Source organism: Clostridia bacterium (assembly GCA_035561135.1).
Taxonomy (GTDB): Bacteria; Acidobacteriota; Terriglobia; order Terriglobales; family Acidobacteriaceae; genus DATMYA01.
This window is the reverse complement of record DATMYA010000023.1, coordinates 1-14356: the sequence shown is the minus strand read 5'-3', so window position 1 is coordinate 14356 and position 14356 is coordinate 1. Positions and strand designations below refer to the sequence as shown.

The following is a 14356-nucleotide window of genomic DNA, read 5'->3' as shown; positions in this document are numbered from 1 at the left end:
CGAGGTATATGAGAGTCGCCGAGGTCTCGTTTCGCAACGGCGTTGGTACAATCGTTTTGGCTTCGTAGAATCTGCGACCCGGGAAGTTTTTGCACATCCAACTGCTTGCGTGTTCGCTGGCTACAGTGTTGTCTTGATGCGCCGGAACGCACGGAACCAAGGTGAAAGAAGAGCGGACAGTGACATCGGACTGCATATCATTCTCGAAAATTCCGCATACATCCAGGCTTTTCCATGACTACCTGTTCCAGTTCCAGCGCGTTTCAACTTTCTATTCGCGCCCGCCGTCAGCCGATTGGACTCTGAACGAGCAAACGAAGCTGCATGTACCAGACGAGCGCCGCCGTCGCGTAGCCGACGTCCTCGAACGCCAGAACCGCACCTGGGGAGCAGGTGAGCCGACGCTGAGTGCCATCGACAGGTTGCGTCGCGGAGCATCGGCTTTTGTCACCGGGCAGCAGGTTGGTTTGTTCGGCGGACCGTTGTACTCGTTGTTAAAAGCAGCCAGCGTGCTGAACTTCGCGCGCGAGATGTCCCGCAGCGGCAAGCCCGCGGTTGCCATCTTCTGGCTGGCCACGGAAGACCACGATGTCGCGGAGGTGAGTAGTGCATTGATGCCTTCCGGAGCGCGCGAGCTGCGCGACTTTGCGTACGCGGTGCGCAGCAACGGAGCCGCGCCGGTCGGCAACGTGCAGTTCGGCCCGGAGATCGACGCGTTGTCCGCCGAAGCATCCTCGCTGCTCGAACCGTCAGAGGCCGCCCGCTTCGTGCGCGAGAGTTATCGTACCGGCGAAACCTTCGGCAGCGCATTCGCCAAATTGTTTACGCATATTTTCCGCGACATTGGACTCATACTGCTCGACCCGCTTGACGCCGAACTGCACGCCATTGCAGCTCCCATGCTGCAACAGGCGGCCGAGCGCGCGGAAGAGTTGGACGAGGCGCTGCTCGCTCGCGGCAAGCAACTGCGCAATGCCGGATACCACGAGCAAGTGAAGGTAACGCCTGCGTCCACGCTGCTCTTCGCCTTGCAGGACGGCGAGCGCGTAGTCATGCATCGTGGTAATGACGGAGACTTCCTCGTCGGGAAAAGAAAGTTTGCACGCGCCGAAATGCTTGCGCGCATAGCTGAACATCCCGAACAGTTCAGTCCTAACGTTCTGTTGCGTCCAGTGATGCAGGATTACCTGCTGCCCACCGTAGCCTACTTCGGCGGACCTGCGGAAATCGCATACTTCGCGCAGGCAGCCGTGGTTTACGAGAAGCTGCTGGGCCGGGTTACACCCGTGCTGCCGCGAATGAGCGCGACGTTGGTCAGTGCGCGCATGCAGAAGCTGCTAAACCGTTATCAACTCACGCTGCCTGATCTCTTCCATGGCGGAGAGCATCTGCGGGAGCTGCTGGGTTCGCGAGTTCTGCCCTCGGATCTCCAGCAGAATCTCGATGCGACGTCGGCGGCGGTGCAGGACAATATGTCCCGTTTGCAGCAGTCGCTGAAGGGATTGGATCCGACGCTGGTCGAAGCTGCCGAACGCTCAACGCGCAAGATGCAGTATCAGGTCGGCAAACTGCGATCGAAAGCGGCGCGCGCGGAGTTGCGCCGAAATGAGATGCTCACGCGCGATGCCGAAGAGATCCTGACCTCGCTGTTCCCGCGCAAAACACTCCAGGAACGCGAGATTGCCGGCATCTACTTCCTCGCGACGCATGGCTCGGAGTTGCTCCAGAACCTCGTCGAAGTCACGGCACGCCAGTGCCCAGGTCATCAGGTCATCCACGTCTAGCGGCTATTCAGATTGCTTTTGTAACGGCAGAGAAGCTCTTAGGCCCTGGAAGGACTCAAACACCAGCGTCCGATTTGCGATACCATCTCTGGCATGGCGAAGAACGAACCTGCATTTGAGATTACCTGTCCATGTTGTGACGCCCTTATCAAGGTGGACCCAAACACCAAGGCAGTGATTGCGCACACTCCCAAGGCGATGCCGAAGATGTTTGCCGACATGGAAGAGGCTGCACGCGCGATGAAGGAACGCGACTCTCGCAAGGAGTCCATCTTCCAGCAATCCGTCGAGGCCGAGAGGAACAAGTCGGACCTGCTGGAGAAAAAATTCCAGGAGGCCATCCGTAGGGCAAAAGAGACGCCGGACACTGGCAAGAAGCCGTTGCGCGACTTCGACCTCGACTGATCTATGAACACGCGCTACGAGAACCCCGGTGGGCGACCGCTGCTGCTTGGCCACAGGGGCTGCCGCCGTTGCGCGCCGGAGAACACCTTCGAGGCCTTCGACCTTGCGCTCCAGCATGGATGCGACGGCTTCGAGTTCGACGTGAGGCGGACGGCAGACGGACGCAACGTGATCTGCCATGATTCGAAGTTCGGCAAGCTGCTTGTAGCGAGTTCCACCTTTGACCTCCTTTCGGAAGACATCGCACGGCCGGTGCGTTCTCTCTTCCGCAACTCGGCACAGCAACAGACGTTTCTGCCATGCTTCGAGCAAGTGCTCGAGCGCTATGCGCAGCGCGCGTTTCTAGATATTGAACTGAAGGTTGCTGGCGTTGAAGATGCGGTAGTCGGGTTGCTGCACGAGCAAGGGGACTACGAGCGGGTTGTGGTGTCGTCTTTCCTGCCCGAGGTTGTCGAGCGCGTGCACGCACTCGACCCTAACGTTCCATCTGGATACATATTCAGCAACGCCCGTGCGATGCGGCGATGGCGTTCACTCCCGGTCACGCACGTAATGCCGCACTGTACGTTGGTGACCGAAAAACTGGTGCGCGACTTCCACAGTGCGGGCAAACAGGTGCTGGTGTGGACCGTGAACGCGCCGCGCGATATGCAACGCATGACGCAATTCGGAGTGGATGGCATCATCTCCGATGACACACAGTTGCTAAGCCGCACGGTTCGAGGGCAAAGTTGATCTGGCATTGCCTGGGCGAGCGGGTTTCCGCAGGAAAGCATTTCTCTCGTTTTCGAACTCTTCTAGTTGATATTCGATTTCGTCGCGCTCCCATCGGAGCGCCGCACCAATACGTTTTGCTGCCACGCGGCTGGAGTGTTCGTTCCAGGAACCGCTGAGCGCAACAGGCACGCGTCGCAGCAAGATGTCTGCAAGCGTCACCGCGTATTCGTATCGAACAGCAGAGACAGCTTCGGCGACAATGTGCTCGGTGCTGTCGAAGAGTGGTCGAGCTAGCTGCGGTTCGGTGCCGGCAAGTCGCGCTACGCAGAAAGCACGTCGGCCATGCCAAGCGGCCATGGCGCGCGCGGACTGCTCAGTGATTCCCGCCGTCTGCGCCACTAGAGTGGACCATTGGCTGATTGTGGATTCCAAGCCACTGGCCGTTCCGATGCATGCTATGGGCAGTGGCGTTTCGGCTACCTTGATGCCTATGGCGTGCGCGCACTGACGCGCTAGCGATGCCGCAGTTGTCAGCTTGCCCCCGATCACAGAGATAAGTCCGGCTGCACCGTCGGCCGCATGATTGCGCAGGAGATGACGGCGTGTGATCGCATTCGGCGCCTTGTCCGGCACGTACGGCAGAGGCCGCACTCCCGCGAACGCGTACAAAACTTTGTCCTCAGTGATGCGAGCATTGGGGAATAGGTTATTGATCGAGTCGAGCAGATAGCGGATTTCCTCGGGCGCAGGCTGCACCCCGGAAGGATTGCTGCTGTCGCGAATTTCCGTCGTGCCCAAAAGCACTTGGCCATTCCAGGGGATCACAAAGATGGCGCGGCCGTCGTTCGCATGCGTGTATACAGCCGACCCTGGCATTCCGGGGAACTGCGGTAAAACCAGGTGTGACCCTCGCACTCCGCCGATCATCGGTCCCGCGGTGTCAATGCCGGAGTCTCCGCATATGTGGTCCGCCCATGGGCCCGTAGCATTGATAATCCAGCGAGCGTCGACCGTAAACTCTTCATTCGTAAGGAGGTCGCGAACAATCACGCCGAGGACTCGACCATGAGCTAGCCTGACGCCGAGAGCCGCTGTGTAATTGCGTATGACAGCCCCATCGGCAGCGGCTTCGATAAGCCACTCGGCGACGAGGCGCTCGGGAAATTCGCACTGCGCGTCGTCGTAGTGGAAGAGCGACCAGTGCTGGCCTGCGTCGAGCTGCTTCTCAAACTCGCGCAGTTCGTGGATCGTGTCCGCGCTGGGGCTGTGCATTCCGGCGAACCGACGATAGAACCAGAGTCCGCTGCGAATCTCCAGCGCGCTAAGTGTGCGCTCGCGCCCAAGTGCGAGCACGAAGCTCATGGGCCGAACGAGATGCGGGCGCTCACGCAAAAGACGCTCGCGTTCGCGCAAGGATTCGCGGACGAGCCCAATTTCGCCGAACTGCAGATAGCGAAGGCCGCCATGGATGATCCGGGTGGAGCGGCTAGTCGTGCCGGAGGCGAGGTCGTGACGCTCGAGGAGCAGAGTTCGGCGTCCCGCACTGGCACACTCGCGGCCAATAGCGACGCCATTGATTCCTCCGCCGATGACTACGACGTCGAACTGGCCGGAGACGGCCGGACGCGTTGGAAGGAGCCTGCTCACACCGTGTTAGATGCGCGAGAGAGTGACTGTGTAATCAATAGCTACGCGCCACGAGTTGCTAGAGCTCATAACTCTTCCCCGAATAACTGCACGAGTGCTTTGAATTGAAGGATGCGCTCGTTTAGATTGGAGGCGCGATGGCAGACACAGGAGAACGCTTCGAGCGCGCCGTTTCCATCATGGCGCGATTGCGGGCACCGGACGGGTGCCCATGGGACAGCGAACAGACATTCGATTCCATCAAGCCTTACACGTTGGAAGAAACGTATGAGGTATTGGAAGCAATCGACAATCGCGACTGGGACGAGTTGCCTGGCGAACTTGGCGACCTGCTTTTGCAGGTGCTCTTTTACGCGCAGATGGCCGAGGAAGCAGGACATTTCTCGATCAAGGACGTTCTCGACCGGCTCTCTGACAAACTGGTGACGAGACATCCGCACGTTTTCGGCGAGGTTAAGGCGGAGACGTCGGGCGAGGTGCTGCGTAACTGGGAAGCAATCAAGGCCGACGAAAAAAAGAAGCGACTCGCAGAAGGCGGCGGCAAAAGCGGCAAAGTTCCCGAAAAGCCAACTTCTGTGCTGGCGGGTATCAGCGGTGCAGTGCCATCGCTGCTGGAAGCGCACAAGCTTAGCGCCAAGGCGGCACACGTCGGATTCGACTGGCCTAATGTTGAAGGACTTTTTGACAAGCTGAAAGAAGAAACGGATGAACTGCGCGCGGAGGTGAAGCAGATTCCGCCGCCGGGCCCTGTCCCGGTGGGCCTCGGCGTTTCAGGCGCGAAAGGAAGCGCTGTTTCAGAAGAACTGCGGGCGCGCATGGAGGACGAAGTCGGAGACTTGTTTTTTGTCCTGGTGAACATTGCGCGTTATCTTTCGCTGGACTCCGAACAGGCGTTGCGCAAAACCAATCGGAAGTTCAAGCGGCGTTTCCAGTACATGGAAGAACAGTTGCGTGCGCAGGGGAAGAGGCTGGAAGACACACCGATCGAGCAGATGGAAGAGCTCTGGCAGCAGGCAAAGGGAACTGAACGATGAAGGCTCAAAAGAAGGTTGGCGAGATTACGCTTCGAACGTGCCACGTAGTCGATGAGTTCCGCCAGGCGCTGGATTTGCAGAGGCGCGTATGGAACTTCAGCGATATCGAGATGGTGCCGATCCGGCTGTTTGTTGTGGGAGAGAAGATTGGCGGGCACGTGTTGGGTGCGTTTGATGGCGACAGAATGGTGGGGTTCGCGTATGGTCTGCCGGGGATTCGAGGCCGCCATTCCTATATTCATTCGCACATGCTGGCCGTAGAAGCGGAGTATCGAAACCTGGGGTTGGGGCGCGCACTCAAGATCTTCCAGCGCGAAATCGCTCTCGCGCAGAACATCGACCTGATCGAGTGGACCTTCGATCCGCTGGAGATCAAGAACGCGCACCTGAACATCGAGCGGCTCGGGGCCATCGCGCGACGCTACAACGTGAACCAGTACGGAATTACTTCCTCGCCGTTGCAGGGCGGACTGCCGAGCGACCGCTTTGTGGCCGAGTGGTGGCTACGTTCGAAGCGCGTAGAGACTGCCCTGAGCACGGGCGTGCGTGAGCCGATCGCCACGACGCAGGCGGTGGATGTGCCTGTCGAGATCTCAGCGTGGAAGGCGAGCGCGACGGAGAAGCATCTTGCCGCCGATGTACAGCGCCGCAACCGGGAGACCTTTCAAAGGGCATTCACCGACGGGCTGGCAGTGCTTGGCTATCAGCGCGACGCAAAAGGGAATGGACGCTTCTTGCTCGCGCGGTGGGATGAAGGTTGGGGCTATGGAGAAGAGGAGCGTGAAGGTTGAAGATAGAGGCTGTCACGCTACGTGAAATTCGAATGCCGCTGGTGCACTATTTCGAGACCAGCTTTGGGCGCACCACAGAGCGACGAATCCTGCTGGTGACGGTACACGCGGACGGCCTTGAGGGATGGGGCGAATGCACGGCAGGCGAACATCCCTTCTACAACGAAGAATTGATTGACACGGCCTGGTACGTGACGCAGCAGTACCTGGCGCCGGCGTTGCTGGCGCGCGAAGTGAATGCCGGTTGTGAATGTCCAGCGTTGTTCGCGCGCGTGCGCGCCCACCGAATGGCAAAGGCCGCACTTGAGAATGCGGTTTGGGATGCCGAGGCGGTGCAGAAGCAGGTCCCGTTGTGGAAGCTGGTCGGGGGCTCTCTGGGCGAGATTAATACCGGCGTATCGATTGGCATTCAGGAATCACCGGAGCAGTTGCTGGAGAAAGTCGACGGGGAGCTTGCATCCGGCTATCAGCGGATCAAGGTGAAAGTGAAGCCGGGGTGGGATCTGAACATCCTGGAACGAATCCGAGAACGCTGGCCGGAGATTCTCCTGAGCTGCGATGCTAACTCTGCATACTCACTGGCAGACATCGACCGATTGAAGCAGTTCGACAAGTTCAAGCTGCTGATGATCGAACAGCCATTGTGGAGCGACGACATCTACTTCCACGCGCGCCTGCAGAAACAATTGCAAACCGCGTTGTGCCTGGACGAATCGATTCACAACGCTCGCGATGCTAAGGCGGCGATTCAGTTGGGCGCCTGCCGGATCATTAATATCAAGCTGGGTCGCGTCGGCGGCTTCACCGAGGCGATTGCGACGCACGACGTGTGCAAGGCCGCTGCCGTGCCGGTGTGGTGCGGCGGTATGTTGGAGTCGGGCATCGGGCGCGCGCACAACATCGCAATGTCAACGCTTGAGAACTTTCGTTTGCCGGGGGATGTGTCGGCCTCAAAACGCTATTGGAAAGAGGATGTGATCGAGCCTGCGGTGGAAGTGTCGTCGAATGGAACCATCGCTATTCCGGACAAACCGGGGCGCGGCTACGACGTTCGGGAAGAGCTGATTGAGGAACTAACGGTGCGAAAAGAAACTGTGAGGGCCTAAGCGCCGATCGCAGTTCGAGTTCGGCTTTGGAGAAAGCTCCGTCTGGCGGAGCTTTCTTTGGCTGAACTCGGGGTGTCCCTGACGCACGGATCTTTGCTATTTGCGGCGGTGGCTAAGCTATTTCGTGCTGGCGGTTACCGCTTCTGCATCTCGCTTGCGAAGAAATTCGAGTGCTTGCGCAACGTTCATGCGCGGCACGCGACGGAATGCCGACAAAGTCTCTGTCTGCTTTATTCGTATGTTCTTAAAGAAGAAGGCTTTGCCGGTGAAGTTCAGGTTCATCTTCACAATGTCCCAATGACCTTTGTCAACCTCGGCCTGTTCGGCATAGAAATGACCGCCGCGATCCAGGTGGCCGATAATTCCCCAGCCGATATTGACGTCTCGCGTCATGGTGCCATCGACTTTGGCGAGGTGCATGGCAGCAGCGTCGATGACCATGACGCCGGCCATGCCTTGAAACACAAGAGTCTCCCTGGATGGCGGATCGAAATCTGGGTTGGGAGTGAACTTGAGGCGCACGATGTTGCCCTCAGGAGGACCGTCATAGGTATAAATGAAGGCATCCGGAAGCGAGCGGACCAGCTTGGTAGTGCGCTCCTGATCCTCTTTCTGCTCCTTGGCTTTGTCGCGCATCTGCTTCGGATCTAGTAATCGATTTATGCGGTCGTCTTCCGCGCGACGCTGCTCCTGGGAGAGAGGCTTGCCATTCACGGCGACAACACGTCCGATCACGCCGTCGGGGGTTTCGACCATCTCCTTGGTCGTGGTTCCCCTCGGTTTTTCAGTGCTTTGAATGAATGCGTAAAACCGATCGTCATCGAGCTGCTTTAGTTCGTTGGCGATCGTCATGCGAACGAGTTCATTGGCCGACGTCGGCAACACCAGTTTCGACTGGCTGGCGCGGGCGTTTGCAAATGGCGACAGCGCCAAAAGTACGGCGAGCGACAGAGCCGCCCGTATGGCGAGAGATCCCACCTTCTTCATACCTTTCATAACCTGCTTTGGTTTCTTCAACTACTTAGATGGCGATGATGGAATGTCGCGTTGCACATGCCCGAGCGCATCCATCCGCCCTTATAACCCGGCTACTCACACATTTTACGCCAGACGCCGACAGCGGAATGAGAGGCACGAAGAGGGAATCCGCCTGAGTCCCGCACCGACAACAAGGGGGACCCCAAGTTGATAAAACAGCGAAAGCCGGCGTTGTTCGGCGGCCCAGGGTGCGTGCTTCAAGGAGCCTTTGTCCCAAATGACGACGTCGGACGCCTGACAACTTCGTCCGACGGGCTTCGCATGTCGAAAGTTTTTCAAAGCCTGTCACCAAACAACGGTCTTGTCTAGACAGAGTTCCTGAACGCTAGTAGATTCAGAGAAAACCTGCTCTCAAATGACGGTGTTGGTGAATCTGGGTAGCTGCAGATCTGCGAAAGGGACGAAATCATGCGTGAGTTGGCCGGAATCATGATCAGAGGAGAGGGGGCGGCGGTCACAAAGGTCGCCGCCGTCGCACGGGCGGTAGTTCGCACTTCAGCGAATGAGGCTCGGTCCTCCGCCGTGCAAGCAGCAAGCGCGTTGCAATCCAAGCAATACTCCGATGGGTACTGGCATGGCGACCTTACCGCCGACTCCACCCTCCAGTCCGATTACATCCTCCTGCAGATGTGGCTCTACCCCGCTGCGCCGGATGGAAGCTGGAATCCGCCGACGATGCCCAAGATTCGCAAAGCCGCCCGCGCTATTCTCGATGCCCAGCGCCCCGACGGCGGCTGGAACATCTACGAGCCCGGGTCCTCGGAGATCAACGCCACGGTTCGCGCGTACACCATGCTGAAGATGACCGGCATGTGCATCGACGATCCGCGAATGGCAAAGGCCCGCGCGCTTATTCTTAAGCTTGGTGGCATCCAAGCATGCAACAGTTACACCAAGCTGAATTTCAGCTTCTTCGGGCTCTATCCTCGAAAGTACTGTCCGACGATTCCGCCCGAGATCTTGATCATCCCGGGCAACTTTCTCTACGAGATGTCTTCCTGGACGCGCACGATCATCGTCCCGCTCTCTCTGGTGCAGGCGCTCGGAAGTACCAAGCCAACGCCCGGCGGAGTCCGTGTAGACGAACTGGTGCATCCGCACCGGAAGTTTGCCTTGCAGCGCAAGGACCGCATCGCCAATCTATTTATTACCGCCGACAAGCTTTTCAAACGCTGGGAGCGTCAGAGCGTCAAGCAAATCCGCGGGCGCGCTATCCGCCAGGCTGAACACTGGATGCTGGATCATCTGCAATACAGCGAGGGCCTGGGTGCAATTTATCCGTCGATGATGTACGCAATCATGGCGATGGACGCACTCGGCTATGAGCGTGATCATCCCGACCTGCAACTCGCCATCAGGCAGTTCGACGACCTGATTCTGGAGAACGAGGAGAGCCTGATTTTCCAGCCGTGCAAATCCCCCGTCTGGGACACCTCGATTGCGGCCTTTGCCCTCGGTGAGCTTGGCCAGGCCGACCCCGCCCGCCTCACCGCGGCCGCCGACTGGCTGCTCACCAAGGAAATCCGACGCAAGGGTGACTGGGCCGCCAAGCGCCCGGATTTAACTCCCTCCGGTTGGGTCTTTGAGTTCGCCAATGAGTTCTACCCCGATGTTGATGACACGGCGATGGTTTTGCTCGCCCTGCTGCATGCCAAGGCCAGTGATCCGGAAAAACAGGCACGCGCGGAACGCCGCGCCATTAACTGGCTATTGGGCATGCAGAGTTTCGACGGCGGTTGGGCTGCCTTCGACGTGGACAACAACTGGCAGATCCTCAACAAGGTACCCTTCGCCGATCACAACGCAATGCTGGACCCCACCTGCCCGGACATTACCGGGCGCACCTTAGAGTCGCTTTGCCGTCGCGGTTTCGACTACAAGAATGCGGCCATAGCGCGCGGCGTGAAATACCTGCTGACAGAGCAGGAGGACAACGGGAGTTGGTACGGACGCTGGGGAGTGAACTACATCTATGGCAGCTTCCTCGCGATTCGCGGTTTGCGCGCTACCGGTTCGCCGGATGTGGCGGATGCTATCGCACGCGCTGCCCGTTGGCTCCAGGGCGTGCAGAATCCGGACGGCGGGTGGGGCGAGAGCTGCCGCAGCTATGAGACCAATCGTTTTGAGAGCGCCGTTAGCACGCCCTCGCAAACTGCCTGGGCAATTCTCGGACTCATAGCCGCCGGGGAAGTTCAGAGCAACGCCGTCAGCGATGGCGTGCGATGGCTACGCGAACACCAGGAATCCGATGGAACCTGGGAGGAATCCATCACAACCGGCACCGGATTTCCCAACGTTTTTTACCTCAGCTACCACTTGTATAGGGACTACTTCCCACTGCTGGCTTTGGCGACATACGCCAACCAAGTGGAGGCACACGAAAAAGCGAGAGCAGCATCCGGCTCTGAGGGATAGCAAAACCGAGCACGCTACATGCTTTGTCGACCCGCTCGGCAAAGGCAGTCCCATTAGTCTTTTCAGATCGAAAGCGAGGCGAAATCGCTGTTCCCCTGGTTGTCGATTCCGCCAGCGATGCAGCGCCCGCAAACGCCTCATCGAGCTGCTGGAGAAGAACGTCACCCGCGAAGCCGATGTGCGCCGCATCAAGCCCCTCATCGCCACCCTGAAGAACGGAACCGCAAGCAACGGCACGGAGAAAAAGGCACCACCCTCCACTCCGCAGAAGCAAGCCGTCGCCGCCTCTGCCGGGGACTGAGTCTCGTGGTTGGATCGGCGGCTAAAAACCTCGGCAGCTAAAAGAAGAACCCTCCCAGATTTCACCCCGGGAGGGTTTCATTTGTTTTGATTTCGGAACAGATTTCGTCACAAGACATGTGCTAATCGCGTCCTGGACTCATTTCGTTTTCTCCCGCTCCTTCTCCACGATGAGCTTTCCCTTTTCGTATTGCACAGCCGGGATGAGAACCTCACCATTGTCGAGATAGACCAGTGGAACCCATGTGTCTCCGGCCCAGACTGAGTCTTGCTTTGTAGTCTTCGCGAGGTTGATTTTCAACTGAGCTTCCGCAACCACACCATCACGACCATACGGGAGGAAGTCGCCTTCGAACTTCGTACTTCCGTCTTTATCGGTTAACTTGCAACGGTTGTGCCCCTCGCTCACCCAGCACGACAACCACTGTCCCCGTGGTGCACCAGGAGCCCCTGTAGCAGGCGCTCTGAGGAAGACTGCGCTCTCAGGAACTCCCCGCGGCCGATGAGGAGTGGAGTTGCTCCACCAGTACCCACCCACCACTGCAACGATGATTGCCACGACTAGCACAGTCAGGACAGCAACGCTCTTTTCGAACAAGCTCAGTCGTTTCATAAAGCCGTCCCTCACTGGCATTGCTTCTTGCCTTTTTCATCGGTCCAGCAGATTTTGTGAGTCACCTTCTCCTTGGGAGTACGGCCTTGCCAGGTCCAGTTCTCGACCGCCAGTCGTGAGAGAAGCATGAACAAACGGTTTGGAATGATGCTGAGGTTCTTGTTTTCAATCGCATGTGCCGTGAGCAACCCAGCGATACAGAATGTCGCGCAGTTCTGGGTATTCACCTGATAGTCAGGAGCCTTACCTGCATCTGACAGCGCCTTCATCTGGTCCATCCAGTTCTGAAGAGCCATCGTGTCTGCGTCGGAAGTCTTGAAGTAATTGAACCCAACAGTGCTGGCAGGCTGGCCTTCGAAGTCAGCAACTTCCTTAGCTAACTGTTTGTAAGAAGCATCCGTCGGGAGTCCGTTCGATTGGAATTGAACTGGCGACAACTGTTTCTCACCGACTTCGCCAGGGCCGGAAGCGGCGTTGCCGCCCTTCGGTCCGAACCTAGCATACGTAGCAGACCCGTCGGGGTGAACCACGATTATTGCCTGGTGCCCTCCGCCGGGGACCCCATTCACAAGGTTGACTGCTATCGCGTCTTTCCCATCAGGATCGATGAACGTAAGCGGATTGTTGACCGCATACGAGTAGAGTTTCAGCCGCTGAGGATTTACGACGCGTAGCGGATTCATCATCACTGGGCAGGTGGCCCATGCAAGCCGGTTTTGCTTGCATGGGGACAGAGGCCATCAATCAGCATCGCCCCCTATGTTCTTGCGTTTTAGCGCCGTCGTCCACTCCGACGCGATCTCAACCCCATGCAAGCAACGGCGGCTTGCATGGGCCACCCGCCCGGTTTCGGAGTCGCGTTCTTTGCCGGTGAACTTGCAGGTTTCCAGCAGTTTACCTTCTCTTGCTGCATTCTTTCGTCAGACACGAAGGGTCGTAAACATACCCCTCGCTGCCCGCGAATTTGCAGTCCTTGGCGTCTCGCAAAGTAATAACCGCGCCAGGATGAAAGATAACCGGGTTTAGTTTCGGATCGGTACTGTCCGAAAACTTGCTGCCGCGAACAACATAGACACCGAATCGTAAGTGATCTCCAGTTTTTTTGCTGGCTCCGGGTGCTGAGATAACCACTGCATCAAGCCACTGAACAGCAGCTATTGGGCCGCTCCAGAAGCCTGGCGGCGGCCCTATTCTTTCCAGGCGAACGCAGAAGGAATTCGTGACCTGTTTCGACTTTGCTATCGCTGGCGACAGCGCCAATATAATCGAAAGCGCAACGGCAGAGCTAATTAACAGGAGCCGGTTGCATGGACGGAACGCTTTGTGTCGATGTAACTGATGGGACCTGTAAGTTGACATTTATTAGCTCCTTATAAAAGCTGAAGTTCACTTCAATTCGTGCCCCGGTTCCGCCGTTGGTCAGGGTAGAAGACTCTCCGATTCGTGGACCAAGGCCCTCTTGTATCCTCACCAAGTTCTCGTACTGGATAGCGGTTTGGTGAGCTTGGCCGAAGTTGTTTCCGTTGAGTAAACCTTGATACGCTTCTGTGGTTTCGTGGGTGGTCACTGATGCTGGCGAGAAGCCGCCCTTAGCGCTGCTCAACTGGTCTATGGAGTTGTAGTTGAGACGCTGATTACCGTGCCCTGAGAAGTCATAGTTGCCACCAATCACCTGATTGTGTGAATCCGCAGAGATCTTTACAGTGTGATTAGGGTCGCCAATGATCTTCGCGAATTGTTTTGCAACAGTACTCATCTCTTTCGGAGTACCGGTGATGTTGACTGCGCCACGCCTCCCTATAGCCAAGTTAATCCTGTCGCCTTCTGGGACTCTGCAATGTATCGGGCACACTGGTCACCGCTGCAATTGAGTTTGTGACCGTCAGGATCGTTCTTTGTGACCGGACTGTTTCGGACGTAAGCATACAAATTGAGGGACTGTGGATCTATTAGGTCCGCATACGGAACAGCAACAGGCTTCGCCGCCCAATCGGGGCTCATCCACCGTCCCATATTGCTGGCGTAGTATCTGGCTCCGAAGTAGTCCAACCCGGTTTCGGTATCGCGTTCTTTGCCGGTGAACTTGTAGTTCTGGTCGCAAGTATCTACATAAATCTGCCGCGTCATACCGTATGGAAAGAAATCTGCATCGTAGCAGACCACACCTGCTGCATCCGTCAACATGCGAGTGGTCCCGAGATGATCGGGCAAATAGTAGTACATTTGCGGATTCGTGGTTGCCGAGGAGATGTGTGCAACCCGCTTGCCGCCGAACATGATGTACTCGTCGGTGATCTGTCCGGTAGTGTCGCTCTCCGACAGCGCCGCCGATCCCACTCCCATCCAGTAGAGCCTGGTTCCAACCTTTGCGATGCGCTTTCCATCGCCGTCGTACGTGTACGCAAGCTGGCCACCTATTTCGATCAGCATGCTTTCATGGTCGTACTCGAAACCACCGTCAATCATGTTGCCGGCGGCATCATAGGAATGCGAGCCGAGTTGGTTC

At 57.5% G+C, this 14356-nt stretch carries 13 protein-coding genes; 7 read left to right on the top strand and 6 right to left on the bottom strand.

The annotated features are described in order from the left end of the window. Positions 1-179: 179 nt before the first annotated feature. The 3 genes from bshC (at position 180) to VN622_06220 (ending at position 2924) form a co-directional block, all read left to right on the top strand. A complete protein-coding gene (gene bshC / locus VN622_06230) occupies positions 180-1784 on the top strand; it encodes a bacillithiol biosynthesis cysteine-adding enzyme BshC (GenBank protein ID HWR35451.1) in 1605 nt (534 codons plus the stop codon). Positions 1785-1877: 93 nt separating this feature from the next. After that, positions 1878-2189: a hypothetical protein gene (locus tag VN622_06225; GenBank protein HWR35450.1), complete on the top strand. Its 312-nt coding sequence runs from the start codon at positions 1878-1880 to the stop codon at positions 2187-2189. A gap of 3 nt (positions 2190-2192) precedes the next feature. Beyond that, a complete protein-coding gene (locus VN622_06220) occupies positions 2193-2924 on the top strand; it encodes a glycerophosphodiester phosphodiesterase (protein ID HWR35449.1) in 732 nt (243 codons plus the stop codon). Here VN622_06220 and VN622_06215 read toward each other — a convergent pair. Then, positions 2895-4553, bottom strand: a complete 1659-nt coding sequence (locus VN622_06215) for a glycerol-3-phosphate dehydrogenase/oxidase (protein ID HWR35448.1) — start codon at positions 4551-4553, stop codon at positions 2895-2897. The genes VN622_06220 and VN622_06215 overlap by 30 nt on opposite strands. Positions 4554-4690: 137 nt before the next feature. Between VN622_06215 and mazG the strand changes: the two genes are divergently transcribed. The 3 genes from mazG to menC are packed head-to-tail and all read left to right on the top strand — an operon-like array spanning position 4691 to position 7484. Continuing rightward, positions 4691-5587: a nucleoside triphosphate pyrophosphohydrolase gene (gene mazG, locus VN622_06210; GenBank protein HWR35447.1), complete on the top strand. Its 897-nt coding sequence runs from the start codon at positions 4691-4693 to the stop codon at positions 5585-5587. Further along, entirely contained in the window at positions 5584-6378 is a 795-nt protein-coding gene (locus VN622_06205) for a GNAT family N-acetyltransferase (protein HWR35446.1), read from the top strand. Before mazG ends, VN622_06205 begins: the two co-directional genes overlap by 4 nt. Next, complete coding sequence (gene menC, locus VN622_06200; GenBank protein HWR35445.1) at positions 6375-7484, top strand: o-succinylbenzoate synthase; 1110 nt, start codon at positions 6375-6377, stop codon at positions 7482-7484. The genes VN622_06205 and menC overlap by 4 nt, the downstream gene beginning before the upstream one ends. Positions 7485-7601: 117 nt before the next feature. Here menC and VN622_06195 read toward each other — a convergent pair whose 3' ends face one another. After that, a complete protein-coding gene (locus VN622_06195) occupies positions 7602-8471 on the bottom strand; it encodes a hypothetical protein (protein ID HWR35444.1) in 870 nt (289 codons plus the stop codon). Positions 8472-8951: 480 nt separating this feature from the next. Here VN622_06195 and shc point away from each other — a divergent pair, with 480 nt between their 5' ends. After that, positions 8952-10937: a squalene--hopene cyclase gene (shc, locus tag VN622_06190; GenBank protein HWR35443.1), complete on the top strand. Its 1986-nt coding sequence runs from the start codon at positions 8952-8954 to the stop codon at positions 10935-10937. Positions 10938-11376: 439 nt separating this feature from the next. On the opposite strand, the gene VN622_06185 is transcribed toward shc, so the two are convergent. From VN622_06185 to VN622_06170, 4 genes are all read right to left on the bottom strand, one after another. Then, a complete protein-coding gene (locus tag VN622_06185; GenBank protein HWR35442.1) occupies positions 11377-11850 on the bottom strand; it encodes a hypothetical protein in 474 nt (157 codons plus the stop codon). Positions 11851-11861: 11 nt separating this feature from the next. Next, positions 11862-12536 carry a hypothetical protein gene (locus VN622_06180; protein ID HWR35441.1) on the bottom strand — a complete coding sequence of 225 codons (675 nt, stop codon included), beginning with the start codon at positions 12534-12536 and terminating at the stop codon, positions 11862-11864. Between the two features lie 599 nt (positions 12537-13135). Beyond that, the gene (locus VN622_06175; protein ID HWR35440.1) at positions 13136-13606 is read right to left on the bottom strand and encodes a hypothetical protein; all 471 of its coding nucleotides are present in this window, start codon (positions 13604-13606) and stop codon (positions 13136-13138) included. Between the two features lie 41 nt (positions 13607-13647). Next, a partial coding sequence (locus tag VN622_06170; protein ID HWR35439.1) for an RHS repeat-associated core domain-containing protein occupies positions 13648-14356 on the bottom strand: 709 nt, incomplete at its 5' end.